At 70.3% G+C, this 22,169-nt stretch carries 21 protein-coding genes; 19 read left to right on the top strand and 2 right to left on the bottom strand.

Going from position 1 to position 22,169, the window contains the following annotated elements; all coding sequences use genetic code 11:
- Positions 1-78: 78 nt before the first annotated feature.
- From AC07OX_RS19220 to bioD, 7 genes are all read left to right on the top strand, one after another.
- A complete protein-coding gene (locus AC07OX_RS19220; protein WP_495261578.1) occupies positions 79-2,418 on the top strand; it encodes an ATP-dependent DNA helicase in 2,340 nt (779 codons plus the stop codon).
- Entirely contained in the window at positions 2,396-3,013 is a 618-nt protein-coding gene (locus AC07OX_RS19215; protein WP_447743900.1) for an alpha-ketoglutarate-dependent dioxygenase AlkB, read from the top strand. The genes AC07OX_RS19220 and AC07OX_RS19215 overlap by 23 nt, the downstream gene beginning before the upstream one ends.
- Positions 3,010-3,600 (top strand): DUF4304 domain-containing protein, encoded by a 591-nt coding sequence (locus AC07OX_RS19210; protein WP_495261577.1) that lies wholly within the window; start codon positions 3,010-3,012, stop codon positions 3,598-3,600. Before AC07OX_RS19215 ends, AC07OX_RS19210 begins: the two co-directional genes overlap by 4 nt.
- Positions 3,601-3,714: 114 nt before the next feature.
- Positions 3,715-4,026 carry a plasmid stabilization protein gene (locus AC07OX_RS19205; RefSeq protein ID WP_495261576.1) on the top strand — a complete coding sequence of 104 codons (312 nt, stop codon included), beginning with the start codon at positions 3,715-3,717 and terminating at the stop codon, positions 4,024-4,026.
- Between the two features lie 299 nt (positions 4,027-4,325).
- A complete protein-coding gene (locus AC07OX_RS19200; RefSeq protein ID WP_495261575.1) occupies positions 4,326-5,750 on the top strand; it encodes an adenosylmethionine--8-amino-7-oxononanoate transaminase in 1,425 nt (474 codons plus the stop codon).
- On the top strand, positions 5,734-6,966 hold the full coding sequence (bioF, locus tag AC07OX_RS19195) for an 8-amino-7-oxononanoate synthase (RefSeq protein WP_495261574.1): 1,233 nt from the start codon (positions 5,734-5,736) through the stop codon (positions 6,964-6,966). Before AC07OX_RS19200 ends, bioF begins: the two co-directional genes overlap by 17 nt.
- On the top strand, positions 6,963-7,718 hold the full coding sequence (bioD, locus tag AC07OX_RS19190) for a dethiobiotin synthase (RefSeq protein ID WP_495261573.1): 756 nt from the start codon (positions 6,963-6,965) through the stop codon (positions 7,716-7,718). Before bioF ends, bioD begins: the two co-directional genes overlap by 4 nt.
- Here bioD and AC07OX_RS19185 read toward each other — a convergent pair.
- Complete coding sequence (locus AC07OX_RS19185; protein ID WP_354347019.1) at positions 7,701-8,753, bottom strand: aldo/keto reductase; 1,053 nt, start codon at positions 8,751-8,753, stop codon at positions 7,701-7,703. The genes bioD and AC07OX_RS19185 overlap by 18 nt on opposite strands.
- A 236-nt stretch (positions 8,754-8,989) precedes the next feature.
- On the opposite strand from AC07OX_RS19185, the gene AC07OX_RS19180 reads away from it, so the two are divergent.
- Together AC07OX_RS19180 and AC07OX_RS19175 are read left to right on the top strand one after the other, a co-directional pair.
- Positions 8,990-9,973, top strand: a complete 984-nt coding sequence (locus AC07OX_RS19180) for an AraC family transcriptional regulator (RefSeq protein ID WP_062482185.1) — start codon at positions 8,990-8,992, stop codon at positions 9,971-9,973.
- A 161-nt stretch (positions 9,974-10,134) separates the two neighbouring features.
- Positions 10,135-11,367: a class I SAM-dependent methyltransferase gene (locus AC07OX_RS19175; protein ID WP_495261572.1), complete on the top strand. Its 1,233-nt coding sequence runs from the start codon at positions 10,135-10,137 to the stop codon at positions 11,365-11,367.
- 21 nt (positions 11,368-11,388) lie between these two features.
- Here AC07OX_RS19175 and AC07OX_RS19170 read toward each other — a convergent pair whose 3' ends face one another.
- Positions 11,389-11,595: a dodecin gene (locus AC07OX_RS19170; RefSeq protein WP_062482179.1), complete on the bottom strand. Its 207-nt coding sequence runs from the start codon at positions 11,593-11,595 to the stop codon at positions 11,389-11,391.
- Positions 11,596-11,771: 176 nt separating this feature from the next.
- Between AC07OX_RS19170 and AC07OX_RS19165 the strand changes: the two genes are divergently transcribed.
- From AC07OX_RS19165 to AC07OX_RS19120, 10 genes are all read left to right on the top strand, one after another.
- Positions 11,772-11,972 (top strand): hypothetical protein, encoded by a 201-nt coding sequence (locus AC07OX_RS19165; protein WP_062482175.1) that lies wholly within the window; start codon positions 11,772-11,774, stop codon positions 11,970-11,972.
- A gap of 125 nt (positions 11,973-12,097) precedes the next feature.
- The gene (locus tag AC07OX_RS19160) at positions 12,098-13,105 is read left to right on the top strand and encodes an LLM class flavin-dependent oxidoreductase (RefSeq protein WP_495261571.1); all 1,008 of its coding nucleotides are present in this window, start codon (positions 12,098-12,100) and stop codon (positions 13,103-13,105) included.
- 34 nt (positions 13,106-13,139) lie between these two features.
- Entirely contained in the window at positions 13,140-14,480 is a 1,341-nt protein-coding gene (locus tag AC07OX_RS19155; RefSeq protein WP_495261570.1) for an LLM class flavin-dependent oxidoreductase, read from the top strand.
- Positions 14,480-15,700 (top strand): M20 aminoacylase family protein, encoded by a 1,221-nt coding sequence (locus tag AC07OX_RS19150; protein ID WP_495261569.1) that lies wholly within the window; start codon positions 14,480-14,482, stop codon positions 15,698-15,700. The genes AC07OX_RS19155 and AC07OX_RS19150 overlap by 1 nt, the downstream gene beginning before the upstream one ends.
- Entirely contained in the window at positions 15,697-16,233 is a 537-nt protein-coding gene (locus tag AC07OX_RS19145) for a GNAT family N-acetyltransferase (RefSeq protein WP_159271875.1), read from the top strand. The genes AC07OX_RS19150 and AC07OX_RS19145 overlap by 4 nt, the downstream gene beginning before the upstream one ends.
- Positions 16,230-18,047 carry an amino acid ABC transporter permease/ATP-binding protein gene (locus AC07OX_RS19140; protein ID WP_495261568.1) on the top strand — a complete coding sequence of 606 codons (1,818 nt, stop codon included), beginning with the start codon at positions 16,230-16,232 and terminating at the stop codon, positions 18,045-18,047. The genes AC07OX_RS19145 and AC07OX_RS19140 overlap by 4 nt, the downstream gene beginning before the upstream one ends.
- 38 nt (positions 18,048-18,085) lie before the next feature.
- A complete protein-coding gene (locus tag AC07OX_RS19135) occupies positions 18,086-19,009 on the top strand; it encodes an ABC transporter substrate-binding protein (RefSeq protein WP_495261567.1) in 924 nt (307 codons plus the stop codon).
- A gap of 12 nt (positions 19,010-19,021) precedes the next feature.
- Positions 19,022-19,948, top strand: coding sequence for an ABC transporter substrate-binding protein (locus AC07OX_RS19130; RefSeq protein WP_495261566.1), 927 nt, complete (start codon positions 19,022-19,024; stop codon positions 19,946-19,948).
- Between the two features lie 19 nt (positions 19,949-19,967).
- Entirely contained in the window at positions 19,968-21,011 is a 1,044-nt protein-coding gene (locus tag AC07OX_RS19125) for an LLM class flavin-dependent oxidoreductase (protein WP_487847004.1), read from the top strand.
- Positions 21,012-21,130: 119 nt separating this feature from the next.
- Entirely contained in the window at positions 21,131-22,081 is a 951-nt protein-coding gene (locus AC07OX_RS19120) for a sulfurtransferase (protein WP_495261565.1), read from the top strand.
- Positions 22,082-22,169 lie beyond the last annotated feature (88 nt).

The following is a 22,169-nucleotide window of genomic DNA, read 5'->3' as shown; positions in this document are numbered from 1 at the left end:
AGGCCTCGATACCGATTTGTGTGACGTATTGCCGCATTCGGCGCTCGCTATACTGTGATTTCATCCAGTATCGGCAGCATGCCTTCCGACCTCCATTCCGCTCCGTCAGCCGCCGTTTCGGCGGCGCACGTCGTGTCCGTCAAGGCCTTGTGCGCCTTCGGCGCGAAGGCGGGCGATCTCGACCTGCGCTTCGTGCCCGCGCCCAGCGCGCTCGAAGGCATGGCCGGCCACGCGCTGGTGCAGGCCCGGCGCGGTGGCGACTACCAGAGCGAGGTGCCGCTGGCCACCACCTGCGGCACGCTGCGCGTGCGCGGCCGGGCCGACGGCTACGACCCCGCGCAGGCGCGGGTGGAAGAAATCAAGACCTTTCGCGGCGACTTCGACGCCATCCGCGCCAACCACCGCGCGCTGCACTGGGCCCAGGTGCGCTGCTACGGCTGGATGCTGTGCGCGCAGGAAGGGCTCGAGCACCTGACCGTCGCGCTGGTCTACCTCGACCTGGCCAGCGGCGACGAGACGGTGCTCGAAGAGCAGCACACGCGCGACACCCTGCGCACCCACTTCGAGGCTCTGTGCGCCTGCTACAGCGACTGGGCGCAGCGCGAGGCCGCGCACCGCGGCGCGCTCGACGACGCGCTGGCGCAGCTCGAATTTCCCCATGCCGACTTCCGCACCGGCCAGCGCGAACTGGCCGAGGCGGTCTACCGCGCCGCCGTGGGCGGGCGCTGCCTGCTGGCGCAGGCGCCCACCGGCATCGGCAAGACGCTGGCCACGCTCTTTCCGCTGCTCAAGGCGCGCGCGGCGCACAAGCTCGACAAGGTGTTCTTCCTCACCGCGAAGACCTCCGGCCGGCCCGTGGCGCTCGACGCCTTGCGCGTGCTGGGGCAGGGCGGCGCGCACCGGCCGCGCGTGCTCGAACTCGCGGCCCGCGAGAAGGTCTGCGAGTACCCCGACCGCGCCTGCCACGGCGAGGCCTGCCCGCTGGCGCGCGGCTTCTACGACCGCCTGCCGGCCGCGCGCGCCGAGGCCGCGCAGGTGAGCTGGCTCGACCGCGAAGCGCTGCGGCGGGTCGCGCTCGCGCACGAGGTGTGCCCCTATTTCCTGGCGCAGGAAATGACGCACTGGAGCGACGTCGTCGTCGGCGACTACAACTACTACTTCGACGGCAGCGCCTTCCTCTTCGCCAGCATGAAGGACGCGAACTGGCGCGTGGCCGTGCTGGTCGACGAGGCCCACAACCTGCTGGAGCGCGCACGCGGCATGTACACCGCCAAGCTCGAAGGCGCGGCGCTCGAAGAAGCGCACCGCGCCGCACCCGCCGCCGTGCGCGGCCCGCTGGCGCGGCTGTTCCGCGAATGGGACACGCTGCAGCAGGCGCAGACCGCCGGCTACGACACCGCCGACGAGATCCCCGAGCGCTTTTTACGCACGCTGCAGGCCGCCAACACCGCGATGGCCGAGCACTTCGCCGCCACGCCCGATGCGGCGCAGGGGCCGCTGCAGCGCTTCTTCTTCGACGCGCTGCACTTCGCGCGGCTGGCCGAGGTCTTCGACGACCACTCGGTGTTCGAGCGCACGCTGGGCGCCACGCAGGAACAGCGCGGCCTGGCCATCCGCAACCTCGTGCCCGGGCCCTTCCTCGAAGGCCGCTTCGCGGACGCGGTGTCGGTCACCTGCTTCTCGGGCACGCTCGCGCCGTTCGCGTTCTACCGCGACGCGCTCGGCCTGCCCGAAGACACGGCGCTGCTCGACGTCGAATCGCCTTTTCGCGGCCAGCAGCTGCGCGTGGAGGTGGCGACCGGCGTTTCCACGCGCTTTCGCGACCGCGCCGGCTCGCTGCGCCATGTGACGGACATCATCGGTGCGCAGTTCGAACGCCTGCCCGGCAACTACCTGGCCTTCTTCAGCAGCTTCGACTACCTGGACAAGGCCTGCGCCGCGTTCTCGCTGCGCCACCCCGGCGTGCCCGTGTGGACGCAGACGCGCGGCATGCGCGAAACCGACCGCCACGATTTCGTGGCGCGCTTCGAAGAAGGCGGGCAGGGCATCGGCTTCGCCGTGCTCGGCGGTGCCTTCGGCGAGGGCATCGACCTGCCGGGCAGCCGGCTCATCGGCGCCTTCGTCGCCAGCCTGGGGCTGCCCCAGTACAACGAACTCAACGAGATCACGCGCGAGCGCATGCAGTCGCGCTTCGGCAAGGGCTACGAGTACACCTATCTCTACCCGGGCCTGCAGAAGGTGGTGCAGGCCGCCGGCCGCGTGATCCGCACCGAGGCCGACACGGGCGTGCTGCACCTGCTCGACGACCGCTTTGCGCGCGCCGAGATCCGCGAGCTGCTGCCGCGCTGGTGGCATGTGCAGCTGGCCGGGGAGGCCGGGCAGGCCGGGGAAAACGATGCGCGCCACCCGACGCCTTGAGCACGCCGGCCAGCCCGACCTGTTCGGCGAGGCGCCCGTGGCGGCCATCGAGGGCCTGCGCTACGAAGCCGGGTTCCTGTCGCGCGACGAGGAGGCCGGCCTGCTGCGCATCGTGCAGGGCCTGCCGCTGAAGGAGATGCGCTACAAGGAATACACGGCGCGCCGGCGCGGCACCAGCTTCGGCGGCAGCTACGACTTCGACACCAACCGCCTCAAGCCCGGCGCGCCGCTGCCCGAGGCGCTGCACCCGCTGCGCGCGAAGGCCGCCGCCTGGGCCGGCCTGGCGCCCGAAGACCTCACCCACGTGCTGATCGCCGAGTACCGCCCCGGCACGCCGCTGGGCTGGCACCGCGACGTGCCCGACTTCGAGGACATCGTGGGCGTCTCGCTGTGCGGCGACGCGGTGATGCAGTTCCGGCCCTACGTGCCGGGCGCGCCCGCGTCGGGGCCGGCCGCGCTCGATGTTCTCGTCGAGCCGCGCTCCGTGTACCTGCTGCGCGGACCGGCGCGCTGGGCATGGCAACATGCCATCGCCCCGACCGAGGGCCTGCGTTATTCGATCACCTTGCGTACCCGGAGACCCCGCGCGCCATGAACCGCACCACCTTCCTCAAGCTGCTCACGCACCACCTCTTTCCCGTGCTCAAGGCCGAAGGCTTCCAGGGTTCGGGCCAGACGCTGCGGCGCATCGACGGGCCGGTGATCCACGTGTTCAACGTGCACGGTGCGAGTGGCGGCAAGGCCTGCTACCTGAACCTCGGCGCGCACCTGGACTTCCTGCCGCCCGAGGGCGGAACGCCGGTGGCGCCCGAGGCGCTCGAAGAATCGCACTGCGTGTTCCGCGACCGCCTGGACCCACCGCCCGGCGCCGCGTTCGGATGGGCCTATGGCGAGACGAAAGAACAGGCCGAGGAAAACGTCGAATTCATCGTGAGCGAGTGGGAAGGACCGGGGCGTACTTTCTTCACACGGCATGGCAGCTATCCGCAGAGCTTCGAACAGATGCTGCGCGAGACCGACCCGCACCAGATCCATGCACGCAACGCCTTGCACTTCGCACGGATCGCGGTGCACCTGGGCGACCGCGCACGGGCACAGGCGCTGGTCGAGGCGGGGCTGGCGCGGGCGCCGGAACGGGCCACGGCCCTGAAGGCCGACCTCGCGAACGTGCTGTCGGCCTGAGCGCGCACGACAGACTGCGCTGACGCGCAGCGCCTGCCTCTTCCGACTCACGGCACCGCACGGGCGGCCAGCATGAAGGCTTCTTTCATCCCATTTGATTGAAGGAGCGCAGACATGCCAAGAGGCGACAAGTCGTCGTACACGGACAAGCAGAAGCGCAAGGCCGAGCACATCGAGGCAGGCTACGAGCACCGCGGCGTGGCCAAGGGCGAGGCCGAGCGCCGCGCCTGGGCCACGGTGAATGCCGAGAGCGGCGGCGGCAAGAAGAGCGGTTCGGGCCGCGGCCGGCCCGAGAACCATGCGCCGTCTCGCAAGGGTGGTCGCCTCGGAGGCGCCGCAGCGGCACACCGCACGGCCGCCGAACGTTCGGCATCCGCCAGGAAGGGCGCCGCCACGCGCAAGCGCAACGCCGAGAAGCGCGGCTGAAGCCGGTTGCGAATACCAGCCATATCTTCTGTCCGAAAAGCGGAATCCACCCACCGCACACCCTGAAAAGCGGACATTCCTTCGCCATCTGTGACGGCAGCCGGACAACTTGCATCGGCCCCGCGCCGACGCGGCCCCGCACGAAGTCGCCAGCTTGCGCGACGTTGGCCTGAACGCACGCGCTACGCCGCCCAACCTCGGTCATTCCGCCTTCTTCTTGCGCGCGTTCCGGGCGTTTGCCGGGGCACGTTCGCGTCGATACGATCCGCCGCCTTGCCCTCCCAGAAAGGAACGCGCGGGTGCCTCCCTCGAACGTTTTCTCCCCCACGACCGCGCCAGCCGTCGCAGGTGCCCACGCCGGCGCCAACGCCGACTGGCAACAGCGCAGCCGCCGCCACGTCTGGCACCCCTGCACCCAGAGCATCCGCCTCGAGGTCGCGCCGCCGCTGCCCATCGCGAGCGGCGAGGGCGTCTGGCTGACCGACCACGAAGGCCGGCGCTACCTCGACGCCACCAGCTCGTGGTGGGTCAACCTGTTCGGCCATGCGCACCCGGCGATCAATGCCGCGCTCAAGGCGCAGCTGGACACGCTGCCGCACGTGATGCTCGCCGGCTGCACGCACGCGCCGGCGGTCGAGCTGGCCGAGCGGCTGGCGGCGCTCACGGGCCATGCGCTGGGCCATTGCTTCTATGCCTCCGACGGCGCCTCGGCCGTGGAGATCGCGCTCAAGATGAGCTTCCACGCCTGGCGCAACGCGGGCCGCGCCGGCAAGCGCCGCTTCGTCGCGCTGCGCGGCGGCTACCACGGCGAGACGCTGGGCGCGCTGCACGTCACCGACGTGCCCGTGTTCCGCGATGCCTATGCGCCGCTGCTCGCCAGCGCGCACCTCGTGGCCTCGCCCGATGCGCGCGCCGCCCGGCCCGGTGAAGACGCCGCCGCGGTGGCGAACCGCGCCGCCGACGAGCTCGAGGCGCTGCTGGCCGCGCAACACGACAGCATCGCCGCCGTGATCGTCGAGCCGCTGGTGCAGTGCGCCACCGGCATGGCGATGCACGATCCGGCCTACCTGCGCCGCGTGCGCGCGCTGTGCGACTGCTTCGGCGTGCACCTGATCGCCGACGAGATCGCGGTCGGCTGCGGGCGCACCGGCACTTTCTTCGCGTGCGAGCAGGCCGGCATCTGGCCCGACTTCCTGTGCCTGTCGAAAGGCATCAGCGGTGGTTACCTGCCGCTGGCGCTGGTGATGACGCGCGAGGCCATCTACCAGGGCTTCGTCGACGACGACGCTACGCGCAGCTTTTTGCATTCGCATTCCTACACCGGCAACGCGCTGGCCTGCCGCGCGGCGCTCGCCACGCTCGATCTGTTCGAGCAGGAAGACGCGCTGGCCCGCAACCGGGACCGCGCCGCGCGCCTGCTGGCACGGCTGCGCGAGGGGCTCGCCGGCCAGCCGATCGACCACCTGCGCCAGCGCGGAATGATCACGGCCTTCGACGTGCGCGAGCCCGGCGCGCGCTTTGCCGAGCGCTTCCACCTCGCGGCGCGCGACCACGGCCTGCTGATGCGGCCCATCGGCGCCACCGTGTACCTGATGCCGCCGTACGCCATCGCCGACGACGAGATCGACCAGCTCGTGGACGGCACGCTCGCGACGCTCGAAGCCGTCACCACCGCATCCGGCGCCCGCGCCGACGAAGGAGCCCGCGATGCTGCGCTTGCTTGAACGCCTGCAGGACGAGATCACCGCGCTCGACGCGCGCTCGCTGCGCCGCCGCCGGCAGATCGCGGAGACCGCCTGCGCGCCCGAGCAAATCCTCACGCTGGCCGGCGCCGCTGCGCCGCGCACCATGCTCGGCTTCAGCAGCAACGACTACCTGGGCCTGGCCGCGCACCCCGCGCTGGCCGAGGCGCTGGCCGAAGGCGCGGCGCGCTACGGCACGGGCAGCGGCGGCTCGCACCTCATCCTGGGCCACTCGCGCGCCCATGCGCAGCTCGAGGAGCGGCTGGGCGAATGGATGGCGCCGCACATTCCCGAGGCGCGCAGCCTGTTCTTCTGCACCGGCTACATGGCCAACCTGGCGGTGCTGTCGGCGCTGGGCGACGGGGAGGCGGTGATCTTCTCGGAGACGCTGAACCACGCCTCGCTGATCGACGGCGCGCGGCTGGCCCGCGCCCGCGTGGAACGCTACCCGCACTGCGACCTGCAGGCGCTCGACGCGCAACTGGCGGCCTGCGACGCGCCGGTTAAGATCATCGTGAGCGACGCCGTCTTCAGCATGGACGGCCACATCGCCCCGGTCGCGGGCCTGCTCGCACTGGCCGAGCAGCACGACGCCTGGCTGGTGATCGACGACGCGCACGGCTTCGGCGTGCTCGGCGCCACCGGGCGCGGCGCGCTGCAGGCGCTGGCGCTGCGCTCCGAGCGGCTGGTGCTGATCGGCACGCTGGGCAAGGCGGCCGGCGTGTCGGGCGCCTTCGTGGCGGCGCACCGCACGGTGATCGACTTCCTGGTGCAGCGCGCGCGGCCCTACATCTTCACCACGGCCGCGCCGCCGGCGGTGGCGCATGCGCTGCTCACCAGCCTGGCGCTCATCGAGGGCGAGGAGGGCATGCGCCGCCGCGCCCAGCTGCGCGCCCGCATCACCCAGCTGCGCACCGGCCTCAGGCAGGTGCTGCCGGCCGACGGCAGCGCCTGGCTGGCCGATTCGCCGACCGCGATCCAGCCGCTCATCGTGGGCGACAACGCGCGCGCCATGCAGACCATGGAACGGCTCGACGCGCACGGTCTGCGCGTGGGCGCGATCCGTCCGCCCACGGTGCCTGCCGGCACCGCGCGGCTGCGCATCGCGCTGTCGGCCAGCCACACCGAGGCCGACGTGGCGCGGCTCATCGGCGCGCTGGGTGAGGCCCTGGCCGAACCGTGGCCGGAGGCGGCATGACGACGGCAGCCGCTGCGCAGCGCCGCTGGTTCGTCACCGGCACCGACACCGGCGTGGGCAAGACGCTGGTGAGCAGCGCCATGCTTGCGCTGCTGGCCGCCTCGGGCCTGCGCGCGGTCGGCATGAAGCCGGTGGCGGCGGGGCTCGATGCCATCGACGGCGAATGGCGCAACGAAGACGTCGAGCGCCTGCAGGCGGCCGGCAACGTCGACGCGCCGCTGGCCTGGCGCTGCCCCTACGTGCTGAAGGCGCCGATGTCGCCGCACCTGGCGGCGCGGGAAGAGGGCGTGCAGGTCGCGCTGCCCGTGCTGCTCGATGCCTTCGAGCGGCTGTCGGCGCAGGCCGATGCGGTGGTGGTGGAAGGCGTGGGCGGCTTCTGCGTGCCGCTGGGCGACGACCTGGACACGGCCGACCTCGCGGTGGCGCTGGGCCTGCCCGTGATCCTCGTGGTCGGGCTGCGGCTGGGCTGTCTCAACCATGCGCTGCTCACCGCCGAGGCGATCCGCGCGCGCGGGCTGGTGCTGGCCGGCTGGGTCGCGAGCGTGGTCGAGCCGCAGATGCTCTCGCCCGAAGGCAACCTGCAGACGCTGCGCGCCCGGCTCGGTGCGCCGCTGCTGGGCGTGGTGCCGCACCTGGCCGAGCCCTCGGCGGCGCGTGCCGCCGAACACCTCGACCTGCGCGCGCTGCGGGCCAGCGCGGCCCATGCCGCGCGTCGCACCGAGGCCCCGCTCGTGTCAGCCGCGACGGCCTGAATCGGCCAGCCGCTGGGCGCGCACGCCGCCCTGACGCGCCAGCATCCAGCCCGGGTACTCGGGCGCCAGCGCGCTGGCCTTGTCGATCGCCGCGAGCTCGTCGGCCGTGAGCCGCACCTCGGTGGCGGCGATGTTGTCGTCGAGCTGGTCGATGCGCTTGGCGCCGACGATCACGCTGGTCACCACCGGCTGGTGCAGCAGCCAGGCCAGGGCGATCTGTGCCACCGACACACCGCGCGGCTCGGCGAACTGGCGCATGAGGTCGATGCAGTCGTAGGCGCGCTCCACGTTCACCGGCGGAAAGTCGAAGCTCGCGCGGCGGCTGCCTTGCGCGGTGGCGGTGTGGCGGTCGACCTTGCCGCTGAGCAGGCCGCCGGCCAGCGGGCTCCAGACCATCAGGCCGAGCTGTTCGCTGCGCAGCATCGGCACCAGCTCGCGTTCCAGGTCGCGCCCGGCCACGGTGTAGTAGGCCTGCAGCGACTCGAAGCGCGCGAGCCGGTCGCGCTCGGCGATGCCCAGCGCCTTGGCGATCTGCCAGGCGGCCCAGTTCGACACGCCCACGTAGCGCACGTGGCCCTGGCGCACGAGGTCGTCGAGCGCGCGCACCGTTTCCTCGATGGGCGTGATCGGGTCGATGCCGTGGATCTGGTACAGGTCGATGTGGTCCAGCTGCAGCCGCTTCAGGCTGGCCTTCACGCCGTCCATGATGTGGTAGCGCGAGGCGCCGGCTGAGTTCACGCCCTTGCTGCCGGTTTCGCCCAGCACCTTGGTGGCGACCACCACGCGGTCGCGCGGCACCTTCAGGTTCTTCAGCGCCTGGCCGGTGATGGTTTCGGACAGGCCCTCGGAGTACACGTCGGCCGTGTCGAGGAAGTTGATGCCGGCGTCGAGCGAGCGGCCGATGAGGCCTTCGGCCTCGCCTTGCTGCAGCTGGCCGATGTGGTCCCAGATGCCTGGCGCGCCGCCGAAGGTCATCGTGCCGAGGCAGAGTTCGGAAACCAGGAGGCCGGTGCGGCCGAATTGGCGGTATTGCATCGAAAGTTGTCCTTTGGGTGGGGAGGGGCCGTCCGGCTGTCAGGAATGCCGGCGGTTGCGAAAAAGTATCCCGCCGGCGCGCCCCGGCGGGCGAGCGCGTTTCTGCAAAGTCTTTGCCTATTTCTCCAGACCTCGTGCGCAGGCCGTGCGAAGGAGAGGATGCGACGCTAAGCTGCGGGCAGCCCAATCCTCCATGGCCGCTACCGCGGCCGCTCCCCTTTGTCAGAGGCCTACCCATGTCTGATGAAACCCCCGACACCGCCACCGTCCTCGCCATGCCGATGCCGCTGGAACCCGAACTCGATGCCGCCCGCGAAGAGCTGGTGCAGCTCATCCGCCACATCACGCGCGGGCAGGACGGCACGGTCGAATGCGCCGTGCCCGGCCTGCAGGTGCACTGCATCAGCAAGCCCGACGGCCCCAAGCACGGCTTCGCGACGCCGGCGCTGGGCCTCATCGCGCAGGGCTCCAAGCGGATCATCGTGGGCGACGACATCTACGTGTACGACCCCATGAACTACCTCGTCACCTCGGTCGACCTGCCGGTGTGCGGCCAGGTGTGCGTGACCAGCGAGAACGAGCCCTACCTGGGCGTGCGGCTGGAGCTGGCGCTCGACGAGATCGGCGATCTCATCGGCGACGAGAAGCTGCCGGCCAAGGCCAACGCGCCGGCCTCGCGCGGCATGTACGTCAACCGCATCGCCATGCCGGTGCTGGAGCCCGTGCTGCGCCTGCTGCGACTGCTCGACACGCCCGAGGACATTCCGATCATGGCGCCGCTCATCAAGCGCGAGATCATGTACCGCCTGCTGGTGAACGGCGAGGGCGCGCGTCTGCGCCAGATCGCGCTGCACGACAGCCACACGCAGCGCATCGCGAAAGCCATCAGCGCGCTGCGCACGAACTACGCGCAGTCGCTGCGCGTGGAAGACATGGCGCGCGCGGTGCACATGAGCGTGTCGTCGTTCCACCACCACTTCAAGGCCGTGACCGCGATGAGCCCGCTGCAGTACCAGAAGCAGCTGCGCCTGCAGGAGGCGCGCCGCCAGATGCTGATCGCCGGCACCGACGTGGCCAGCGCCGCACACAACGTGGGCTACGAAAGCCCCTCGCAGTTCGCGCGCGAGTACGGCCGCATGTTCGGCGCGCCGCCGCTGCGCGACAAGCGCCGCTGGCTCGGCGAGGCCGGCAACGACGCGACCTCGATGGAAGCCGCGTAGGCCGCCTGGGGCCCGCGCGAGGGGCTTTTCAACATAGCACCTGCCGCGATTTCTTGCGTCGTCGTGGAAATGCAGGTTTCGCAAATTCTCGCTATCGTTTTGTTCGCTGCAGCACCCGTCCGCCCGTGGAGGCGGGACTACTCAACAACTCGGAGAGATGCATGCTTTGGGAAAAGAAGCTGGCGCAGTGGAGCGCCGCGGTCCGCGCACGGGCCAACCTGCCCGCGCGGCTCACCTTGTGGGACGGCCAGTCCTACGACTTCGGTGACTTCAGCGGACCGGCGGTCACGCTGCACGTGAAATCGCCCGCGGCGCTGTCGCTGATGCTGCAGCCCACGCTCGACAACCTGGGCGAGGCCTACGTCAAGAGCAAGATCGACATCGAAGGCAAGCTCAGCGACGTGATCGACATCGCCTACGGCCTGGCGAAGAACTCGCTCGACAAGCCTGGCGGCGCGCTGCAAAGCATGGCCCGCTACTTTGCGCACACCAAGTCGTCGGACAAGAAATCGATCGAGTACCACTACGACGTGTCCAACGCGTTCTACCAACTCTGGCTCGACGCGAACATGGTCTATTCGTGCGCCTACTTCGAGAACGGCGACGAAGACCTGGCCACCGCGCAGCTGAAGAAGATCGACCACATCCTCACCAAGATCGAACTCCAGCCCGGGCAGACGCTGCTCGACATCGGCTGCGGCTGGGGCGCGCTGGTGATCCGCGCGGCGCAGAAGTTCGGCGCGCGCTGCGTCGGCGTCACGCTGTCGCAGAACCAGTTCGACCTCGCGACCGAACGCGTGAAGGCCGCAGGCCTCGCAGACCGAATCGAGATCCGCCTGCAGGACTACCGCGACGTGACCGGCCAGTTCGACCGCATCACCAGCGTCGGCATGTTCGAGCACGTGGGCCGCAAGAACCTGCCCGAGTACTTCAAGCGCGTGCAACAGCTGCTGGCCGACGACGGCATCGTCATGAACCACGGCATCACCTCGTCCGACCCCGAGGGCGGCGGCGTGTCGTACGGCGGCGGCGACTTCATCGACCGCTACGTGTTTCCCAACGGCGAGCTGCCGCACATCAGCCTCGCGCTGCAGGCCATGCAGCAGGGCGGGCTGGAGGCCTTCGACGTGGAGAACCTGCGCCGCCATTACGCGCAGACGCTGCGCCACTGGAGCGACGCCTACGAGGCCCATGCCGACGAGGCGCGCGCGCTGGTCGACGAAGAAAAATTCCGCATCTGGCGCATCTACCTCGCGGGCTGCGCCTACGCCTTCGAGAACGACGACGTGGCGATCTACCAGATCGTGGGGCGCAAGGCGGGCAGGGCGGCAAGCACGCTCCCGTGGTCGCGCCGCTATATCTACGACGGCACGTCGGCGTTGCGCAGCGCCTGAGCGGCCGGGGCCGCGCGGCGGCTACTCGAGCGTGAAGCCGATCTTCACCGTCACCTGCCAGTGCGCGACCTTGCCGTCGACCACATGGCCGCGCGTCTCGGTGACGGTGAACCACTGGATGTTGCGCACCGTCTCGTGCGCCTTCGCGATGGCGGTCTGCACCGCGTCCTCGATGCTGGTCTTGGACGAGCCCGTCAGCTCGAGCGACTTGTAGACATGGTTCGACATGGCGGCTGCTCCTTGGGTGGTTGCGTGCCCATCGTAGCCATCGCAGGGGGCGCGAGGCAACACCTTTGGGCGCGCGGATGCGATGCAAAACGCATCAGGACATTCGCAATCCGTCGTTGGCAACGGCGGGTGCGCTTCGCAGAATCGGCGGCATCGAACCAGGGAAACCGCCCGCCATGCCACTGCACACCGTCGCTTCTTCGTCCCCGGCCGCACAGGCCCGCCATGTCCTTGCGCTGACCGCCATCGCCTGGTGCATCGCGCCGGCGTCGCCGCATGAAGTGGCACGCCGCGCGCCGCATGGCCACGTGCCGCTGCGCGTGCGCAGGCGGCTGCACGCCACGGCCGTGGCAGCCCTTTTGCCCTATGCATGGTGAGGCGCGGTGAACCGCGCGACCCCGCAGATTCCAGATATCGATAGAGGAATTCAGCGCAAACGGCCCGCGTGATGGCTCGCAGAATTTGAAGCACACCCGCTTCCACTGCGCCATCGCCGAACACCGTGTCCTACTCGCTCTCCCTGCTCGACAAGAGCCTGATTCCCGAAGGTGCCGACGCCGCGCAGGCGTTCCAGCACACCATCGCGCTGGCCCGGCGCGCCGAACGGCTGGGCTACCGCCGCTACTGGCTGGCCGAGCACCACGGCAACCGCACCTACGCCGGCTCGGCGCCCGAGGTGCTGGCCTCGCACCTGCTGGCCAAGACCTCGCGCATCCGCATCGGCACCGGCGGCGTCATGTTGCAGCACTACAGCCCGTTCAAGGTGGCGGAGACCTTCAAGGTGCTGGCCTCGCTGGCGCCGGGCCGTGTCGACCTGGGCATCGGCAAGGCGCCGGGCGGCCTGCCGCTGACCAGCAAGGCGCTGCAATCGCTGCACGACCCGGTGAAGGCGAAGGCCCTCGATTTCGAAGCGCGCCTGCGCGAGCTCGATGCGTTCCTGCACGACGGCGTGCCCGCCGACCATGCGCTGGCCGGCGCGGTGGCCACGCCGTTCCCGCCGGTGGCGCCGCAGCGCGTGCTGCTCGGCGGCAGCCCCGAGAGCGCGCTGCTCGCGGCGCGGCAGGGTTGGCAGTTCGTCTATGCGGGTCACTTCAACGGCGACCCCGTGAACATCGAGCAATCGATCGACGCCTACCGCGGCGCAACCGGCCGCGCGCCGCTGCTCGCGCTGTTCGCCTTCGCCGCCGAGACGCACGACGAGGCCGCCGAGCGCGTGGGCGCGCTGCGCAGCTTCCGCGTGACCTTGCCCACGGGCCAGAGCGTGAACCTGCCCAGCCTCGAAGCCGCCGCCGAGTTCGCGCGGCAGGCCGGCGTGAGCGACTACCGCACCGAGGAGCGGCGCCCGCATGTCATCGCCGGCACCGGCGACGAGGTGCGCGACGCACTCGAAGCCCTCAGCGCGCGCCACGGCATCGAGGAGTTCGTGATCGACATCCCGGTGGCGGACTTCGGCGCGCGTGCCACGGCGGTCGAGCTGCTGGCGCAGGCCCGCGAACCCGCGCTGGCCTGAGTCTTTTCTTTTTCCCACCACAAGAACGATCGTCATGAGCAACATCCAGTTCGGCGTCATGCTGCAAGGGGCCGGCAGCCACATGAATGCCTGGAAGCACCCGGGCGGCCCGGCCGATGCCAGCGTCAACCTCGACTTCTTCATCCGCAGCGCGCAGAAGGCCGAGGCCGCGGGCATCGCCTTCGCGTTCGTGGCCGACGGGCTCTACATCAACGAGAAGTCGATCCCGCACTTTCTCAATCGCTTCGAGCCGATTTCCATCCTCTCGGCGCTGGCCGCCGTCACCACGAAGATCGGCCTGGCGGGCACCATCTCCAGCTCGTACAGCGATCCGTTCACGGTGGCGCGGCAGTTCGCCTCGCTGGACCTCATCAGCGGCGGGCGCGCGGGCTGGAACGTGGTGACCACGCCGCTGGAAGGCAGCGCGAAGAACTACAGCCGCGCCCACCCCGAGCACGCGCTGCGCTACGAGATCGCCGACGAGTACCTGGCCGTGACGCAGGGCCTGTGGGACAGCTGGGACGACGACGCCTTCGTGCGCGACCGCGAGAGCGGCCGCTTCTTCGACCGCGACAAGCTGCACACGCTGGACCACAAGGGCCGTTTCTTCCAGGTGGCGGGGCCGCTGAACATCCAGCGCTCGCCGCAGGGGCAGCCGGTGATCTTCCAGGCCGGTTCGTCGGACGCGGGCATCGGCCTGGCGGGCAAGTACGCCGACGCGGTGTTCACGCATTCGCCCTCACTCGAAGACACGCGTGCGTTCCTCAAGCAGGTGAAGGCCAGCGCCGTGGCGCAGGGGCGGCAGGCCGGCGACGTGAAGATCTTCCCGGGCATCGGCCCGGTGGTCGCTGCCACCGAGGCGGAGGCCGAGGCGAAGTACCTCGCCATCCGCGAACTGCTGACGGTCGAGGAGGCGCTGGCCTACCTGGGCCGGTTCTTCGACCACCACGACTTCAGCCAGTACCCGCTCGATGCGCCGTTTCCCGAGCTGGGCGAGATCGGTCGCAACAGCTTCCGCTCGACCACCGACCGCATCAAGGCCAATGCCAAGGCCAAGGGCCAGACGCTGCGCGAGGTGGCGCTCGAAGTCGCCACGCCGCGCACGCAGTTCGTGGGCACGGGCGAGCGCATCGCCGACGAGATCATCCGCTGGGTGGACGAGGGCGCGGCCGACGGTTTCATCCTCGGCTTCCCGGTGCTGGGGCAGGGCCTGGACGACTTCATCGAGTTCGTGATTCCGGCGCTGGAGGCGCGCGGCCGCTACCAGCGCACGCTGCCCGGCCAGACGCTGCGTGACCACCTGGGCCTGCCGCGCAAGGCGAGCCGCCATGCCGCGCCGCAGGGCGGCGCCACCGCCGAGCGCAAGGCCGCCTGATGGGCGCCGCGCTGCCACGACCGGCCCTCAAGGACATCCACCGCGTCGAATCCACCATTGCGGGCTACGGCGACGAGTTCATTGCGCTGCGGCGCGACATCCACCAGCACCCTGAGCTGTCGTTCAAGGAGCACCGCACCTCGGCCCTCGTGGCCGAGCGGCTCGCGGCCTGGGGCTACGAGGTCACGACGGGCCTCGCCGGCACCGGCGTGGTGGGCACGCTGCGGCGCGGGCCGGGGCGCAGCCTCGGCATCCGCGCCGACATGGACGCGCTGCCGATCCAGGAAGCCACGGGCCTGCCGTACGCCAGCGAGAACGCGGGCGTGATGCACGCCTGCGGCCATGACGGCCACACGGCGATCCTGCTCGCGGCGGCGCGCTTCCTGGCCGAGGCGGGCAGCTTTCGCGGCACGCTGCACCTGATCTTCCAGCCCGCCGAAGAACTCGGCGCGGGCGCCAAGAAGATGATCGACGAGGGCCTGTTCACGCGCTTCCCGTGCGACGCCGTGTTCGGCCTGCACAACTGGCCCGGCGTGGGGGCAGGGCACGTCGGCTGCGTCACCGGCCCCGCGATGGCGGCCATCGACCAGGCCCACATCACGGTGCGCGGCAAGGGCGGCCACGGCGCACAGCCGCACGAGACGGTCGACCCCGTGGTCGCTAGCGCGCACCTGATCGCGGCACTGCAGACCGTGGTGTCGCGCAACGTCGATCCGCTGGACATGGGCGTGGTCACGGTCGGTTCCATCCATGGCGGCGAGGCCTCCAACGTGATTCCGAACACGGTCGAACTCAAGCTCACGGCACGCTCGTTCAAGCCCGAGGTGCGCGCACTGTTGGCGCAGCGCATTCCCGCGCTGGCGCGGGCGCAGGCCGAGAGCTTCGGCGCGCAGGCCGAGGTGGACTACCGGCCGGGCTTTCCGCCGGTGGTCAACCACGCCGAAGAAACCGCCTTCGCGCGCGCCGTGGCGCTGGACACCTTCGGCGCGCAGCGGGTCGACCCGGCCTTCCGCCCGCGCACCGCCAGCGAAGACTTCGCCTACATGCTGCAGGCGCGTCCCGGCAGCTACGTGTTCTTCGGCAACGGCGAGAGCGCCTCGCTGCACAGCCCGCGCTACGACTTCAACGACGCGATCCTCGCGCCCGCGGCCGTGTACTGGGCCCGGCTGGCCGAGCGCTTTCTTTCCGCCGACGGCGACACCCAGGAAACCACCCCATGAGCGAACAGTTTCTCTACACCACGCCGTTGGACCCGCTGGCCCGGCCGTTGATCGAGGGGCTTACCTTCGAGTACGACAGCCGCTACGGCGACGTGCTGCGCGAGCCCGGCGCGCCGCGCGAGATCGACCGCTACGCGCCCGAGGTGTTCGCGCCGCCGCACGGCAACTTCGTGCTGCTGCTGCGCGACGGCGTGGCGATCGGCGGCGGCGCCTTCATGCGCCACGACGAGCGCACCGCCGAACTCAAGCGCGTGTGGACGCACGGCGCGCTGCGCCGCCAGGGCCTGGCCAGCCGCGTGCTGGCCGAGCTGGAGGCGCAGGTGCTGCGCCAGGGCTACGAGCGCATCTACCTCACGACCGGCTTTCGCCAGCCCGAGGCCGTGGGCCTGTACCGCAGCCATGGCTACACGGCGCTCTTCACCGACGACGCCGACCCCGAGACGCCGCGCAAGCTGCCGTTCGAGAAGCACCTGGCGCAATGGGCCACGCAAGGCCGCGCCGGTGCGGCGCTGAGCGAGGCGGTGTCGCGATGAACACGACCACCGTGCTCGACGCCGGTCCGGAGCCTCGTACCCCCACGGCACCCCTGCGCCGCAGCGATGCGGCACCGCCCGCCAAGGGCGACTACTCGCACTTTCGCATCGTCCCCGCGACCTACCCGGCGCGCACCGTCGGCACCGTCTTCGCGGTGGCGGTGATCGGCCTCGTGCTGCATTCGGTGCTCACCAACCCGCGCTGGGGCTGGCCGGTGTTCGCGCAGTGGTTCTTCTCGGAGCCGGTGCTGGCCGGGCTGGGCCGCACGCTGCTGCTCACGGCGCTGGGCGCGGTGCTGGGCTTCTTCTTCGGCACGGGGCTGGCGCTGGCGCGGGTGTCGCGCTCGCCGCTGCTGGCGCGGCTGGCCTGGGTGTTCACCTGGCTCTTTCGCTCGGTGCCGGTGATCGTGCTGCTGCTGATCATCAACAACCTCGGCTACCTGTACGAGACCGTGTCGCTGGGCGTGCCGTTCACCGACCTCACGTTCTTCTCGTACCCGACCACACAGCTCATCAGCCCCTTCGTGGCGGCGCTGCTGGGCCTCACGCTGAACCAGGCGGCGTTTGCCTCGGAGATCGTGCGCGGGGGCATCCTGTCGGTGGACCAGGGGCAGCTGGAAGCAGCAGCGGCGCTGGGCCTTTCGCGCCGGCGCCAGGCTTCGCGCATCGTGCTGCCGCAGGCCATGCGCAGCATCCTGCCGACGGCCTTCAACGACATCATCGGGCTGGCCAAGGGCACCTCGAACCTCTACATCCTGGCGCTGCCCGAGCTGTTCTACACGATCCAGATCATCTACCGGCGCAACCTGGAAGTGATTCCGCTGCTCATGGTGGCGACCGTGTGGTACCTCGTGATCCTCACGGTGCTGTCGGTGGCGCAGCACTACATCGAGCGGCATTTCTCGCGCGGGGCGCTGCGCCATGCGCCGCGCTCGTGGCTGGGCGGCGTGGTGCACGGGCTGTGGGCGCGGGGCAGGGCGCCGGCCGTGGTGCCCGTGTCGGCACCGGCGCCGGTGCCCGCGCAGGTGCCGCGCTGGAACGGCTCGCGCGCCCCGGGCGGCGAGGTGACGATCCACGGCGTGTCCAAGCGCTTCGGCGCGCTGCAGGTGCTCGACGACGTGACCTTCACCGCGCCGCGCGGCAGCGTCACCGTGATCCTCGGGCCGTCGGGCTCGGGCAAGTCGACGCTGCTGCGCACCATCAACCACCTGGAGCGCGTGGACGACGGCTTCATTGCCATCGACGGCGAGCTCATCGGCTACCGGCGCGACGCCGACACGCTGTACGAGCTGCACGAGAAGGACATCCTCGCGCGCCGCGTCGACGTGGGCATGGTGTTCCAGAACTTCAACCTGTTCCCGCACCTCACGGTGCTGGAGAACATCGTCGAGGCGCCGCAGTCGGTGCGCGGCCTGCCGCGCGCCGAGGCCGAGGCGCTGGCCACCGACCTGCTGGCCCGCGTCGGCCTGGTCGACCGCAAGGACGCCTACCCGCGCCAGCTCTCGGGCGGGCAGCAGCAGCGCGTGGCGATCGCGCGGGCGCTGGCGCTCAAGCCCAAGGTGCTGCTGTTCGACGAGCCCACCTCGGCGCTCGACCCCGAGCTGGTGGGCGAGGTGCTCGCGGTGATCGAGGAGCTCGCGAGCTCCGGCACCACGCTGGTCATCGTGACGCACGAGATCGGCTTTGCCCGCGAGGTGGCCGACACCGTGGTCTTCATGGAGCAGGGCCGCATCCTCGAGACCGGCACGCCCGAGCAGGTGTTCAACGCGCCGAGGCACCCGCGCACGGCCGAATTCCTAGCCAAGGTGCTCTGAGTTTTTTTCTCTTTCTCTTTTCCAACCGACCGCTTTTCATGACCCATCGACGCCTTCTCCTGTCCGTTCTCCTGGCGGCCTTGCTGCCGATCGCCGCCACGGCCCAGACCGCCCCGGCGCCCGACCTGAGCCCCGAGCAGCCCGGCCGTCCGCGCGCGCAGAAGATCGACGAGGCCGTGCGGCTCGCGAAGGACTTCAAGTTCCTGAAAGAGGGCGTGCTCGTCGTGGGCACCACCACCGGCCGGCTGCCGTTCGCGGCCTACGCCATCGACACGAAGACGCCCGTGGGCAACGCGCCCGACATCGCGCAGCTCGTGGCCGACAGCCTGGGTCGCAAGCTGGAGCTGGTGTCCACCGCCTGGGCCGACTGGCCGCTGGGCCTGCAGTCGGGCAAGTTCGACGTGGTGGTGTCCAACGTGACCGTGACCGAGGAGCGCAAGGAGAAGTTCGACTTCTCGACCTACCGCAACGACCAGCTGGGCATCTACGTGAAGTCGGACAGCAAGCTCGGCGCCATCAAGGAGCCCAAGGACATCGCGGGCCTGAAGCTCATCGTGACGGCCAGCACGAACCAGGAGCAGATCCTGCTGCGCTGGAACAAGCAGAACATTGCCGCCGGCCTCAAGCCCATCGAGATCCAGTACTACGACGACGATGTGGTGCAGCGCCTGGCCATCCAGTCGGGCCGTGCCGACGCGTACGTGGGCCCCAACGCCATCGCGGCCTACGAGGCGCGCGACGGCAAGACCCGGCTCGCGGGCCTGGTGTCGGGCGGCTGGCCGCTCAACGCCGAGATCGCCGTCACCTCGCGCAAGGGCTCGGGCATTGCCGAGGCCGTGACGCTGGCGCTGAACACGCAGATCAGGAACGGCAACTACGGCAAGGCGCTGTCGCGCTGGAACCTGGCCTCCGAAGCGATCGAGGTGGCGCGCACCAACCCGCCCGGCCTGCCGAAGAACTGAGGGGAGGGGACCATGTCGCTCAAGAGAAAACTGGGGGCGCTGGCCGCCCTCGGGCTGATGGCGTTCGCGCCGGCGCATGCCGCCGACACCTTCGATTTCAGCCCCGAGCAGAAGGGCCGCCTGCACACCGGCAAGGACGCCGAGGCCGTCAACGCCATTCCACCGAGCTTCAAGTTCGTGAAGGAGGGCGTGCTGACCATCGCCATCGCGCCGTTCGCGCCGCCGATCTCCACCTACGCCACCGACGCGAAGACGGTGGTGGGCTTCGACCCCGACTTTGCCCACCTCATCGCCGAGGCGCTGGGCCTGAAGCTGGAGCTGCGGCCCGTCGCCTGGGCCGACTGGCCGCTGGGCCTGAGCTCGGGCAAGTACGACGCCGTGATCTCCAACGTGGGCGTGACCGAGCAGCGCAAGGAGAAGTTCGACTTCTCGACCTACCGGCTCGGCCTGCACGGCTTCTACGTGCGCACCGACAGCGCCATCCAGTCGATCAAGGAGCCGAAGGACGTGGCGGGCCTGAAGCTCACCACCGGCGCGGGTACCAACCAGGAGCGCATCCTGCTCGAATGGGACCGGCAGAACGTGGCCGCGGGCCTGAAGCCGGTGTCGATCCAGTACTACGACGACGATGTGACGCGCTGGCTGGCGGTGACGACGAAGCGCGTCGATGCCAACTTCAACCCCAACGCACCGCAGGCCTACGAGGCCGCGAAGAACGGGCAGCTGCGGCTGGCCGGCACCGTGAACGCGGGCTGGCCGCTGAAGTCGGACGTGGCCGTGGCCACGCGCAAGGGCAGTGGCCTGGCGGTGGCGCTGAGCACCGCGGCCAACAACCTGATCCGCAACGGCACCTACGCCAAGGCACTCGCGCGCTGGCGCCTCGCGGAAGAGGCGCTGCCGAAATCGGAGGTCAACCCGCCGGGGTTGCCGAAGTTCTGACCCTGCGAGCGACACGACCATGACCATCCACCACATCGGTTTCCTCACGCCCGGCAACTACGACGAGGCCGACCCCCACGCCGGCCTCGAGGCCGCGCTGCGGCTGTTCGAATTCGGCGAGCGGCGCGGCTTCGACAGCGCCTGGGTGCGCCAGCGCCACCTGGAGCGCGCCGTGTCGTCGGCGCCGACCTTCCTGGCCGCCGCCACGCAGCGCACGCGCCGCATCGAACTCGGCGCGGCCGTGATCCAGATGGGCTACGAGAACCCGTTCCGGCTCGCCGAAGACCTGGCCACCGTCGACGTCCTCTCGCGCGGGCGCCTGCAGGTGGGCCTGAGTGCGGGCGCGCCGCCGCACGGTGCCTTGCTGGGCGGTCGCTTCCAGGACGCACCGCCGGCCACGGTCGACTTCACGCACAAGCGCGTCGCGCGGCTGCGCGCCAACCTCGAAGACGTGCTGCTGGGCGACGAGGACACGGTGGTCGAATCGGCCGGCGGGCGCGTGCGTCCGCGCGTGCAGCCCTATGCGCCCGGCCTGGTCGGGCGGCTCTGGTACGGCGGCGGGTCGCTGCGCTCGGCCGAATGGGCGGGGCGCAACGGCTTTCACCTGCTGCTGGGCAACGTGCTCACGGGCGAGACCACCGACGACTTCCTCGAAGCGCAGACCGGGCTGGTCGAACGCTACCGCGCCAGCGAAGTGCCGGGCGCGCGGCGCGGGCGGATCGCGCTGGGCCGCGTGATCGTGCCGCTCGATGGTGCCGATGCCGCCACGCGGCGCCGCTACCGCGCGTTCGCGGCAGGCCGCGTCGAGCGCACGCTGTCGCCGCAGGGCGAGCGCCGCACGCTGTTCGCCGGCGACCTCGTGGGCAGCGCGGATGAGATCCTGGAGCGCCTGCACCGCGACCCGGTGCTGCCGCTGGTGAGCGAGCTGCGCGTGGAGCTGCCCTACAACTTCGACAGCGAGGCCTACGAGCAGATCCTGGACGACCTGGCGGTGCGCATCGCGCCCGAACTGGGCTGGCGCGTGCGCGCCGAGCTGCCGCACAAGGAAGTCGCGCTCGCCTGAGCCTCAGACGCTTTGCGCATGCGCTTATCGCAAACGCTTCGTTGGTGATCGCGGGTGGCCTGCCTAGAGTTCGCTCTGAACTGTTTCTGATGTCTTCCATTCAACACAAGGAGTCCCGCATGTCGATCTTCAGCAGATGGTGGCGCGCCGCGTCCCTCGCCACGCTGACCTTCCTGGCCACCGCACCGTCGGCCTTCGCGCAGGCCTCGGCCGACGGCAGCGGTCCGCTGGTCTCGACCGACTGGCTCGAGAAGAACCTGCGCAACCCGAAGCTGCGCGTGATCGAGGTCAGCGTGAACCCGGGCCTGTACGAGCGCGGCCACATTCCGGGCGCGGTGAATTTCTCGTGGCACAACGACCTCAACGACCGCGTGCGCCGCGACATCGTGAGCCAGGCCGAGTTCGAGAAGCTGCTGTCGACGGCCGGTGTCGACAAGGACACCACCGTGATCCTCTACGGCGACACCAACAACTGGTTCGCCGCCTGGGGCGCCTGGGTGTTCGACCAGTACGGCGTGCAGAACGTGAAGCTGCTCGACGGCGGACGCAAGAAGTGGGAGGCCGAGAACCGTGTGCTCGACAACCGCGCGCCCGAGCACGTCGCCACGCGCTTCAAGGTGACGCAGCCCAACCCGCAACTGCGCGCGCGGCTGGCCGACGTGCTGGCCGTGGCCGAGGGCCGCTCCGACGCGAAGCTGGTCGACATCCGCTCGGCCGACGAGTACAGCGGCAAGATCTTCGCGCCGGCCGGCGCCGCCGAACTGGCGGTGCGCGCGGGCCACGTGCCCGGCGCGGTCAACGTGCCCTGGGGCCGCGCGGTGAACGAAGACGGCACCTTCAAGTCGGCCGCCGAGCTGAAGGCGATCTACGCGGCCGTGGGCATCGACGGCAGCAAGCCGGCCATCACCTATTGCCGCATCGGCGAGCGCTCGAGCCACACCTGGTTCGCGCTGCACAAGATCCTGGGCTACAAGAATGTGCGCAACTACGACGGCTCGTGGACCGAGTACGGCAACGCCGTCGGCGTGCCGGTCAACAACCCGGCCGGCACGGTGTGGGCGTCCAAATGAATGAGTTGAGGTGAGATGAGTTCGAGGTGAGTCGGCGTTGGAGGGACCTCGCGGCCTCTCTGATGAGCGACATTGGGCGAGCCCTCGG

It is taken from the genome of Variovorax sp. GW821-FHT09D07 (genome assembly GCF_059416345.1).
This window is presented reverse-complemented; position numbering and strand designations above follow the sequence as displayed.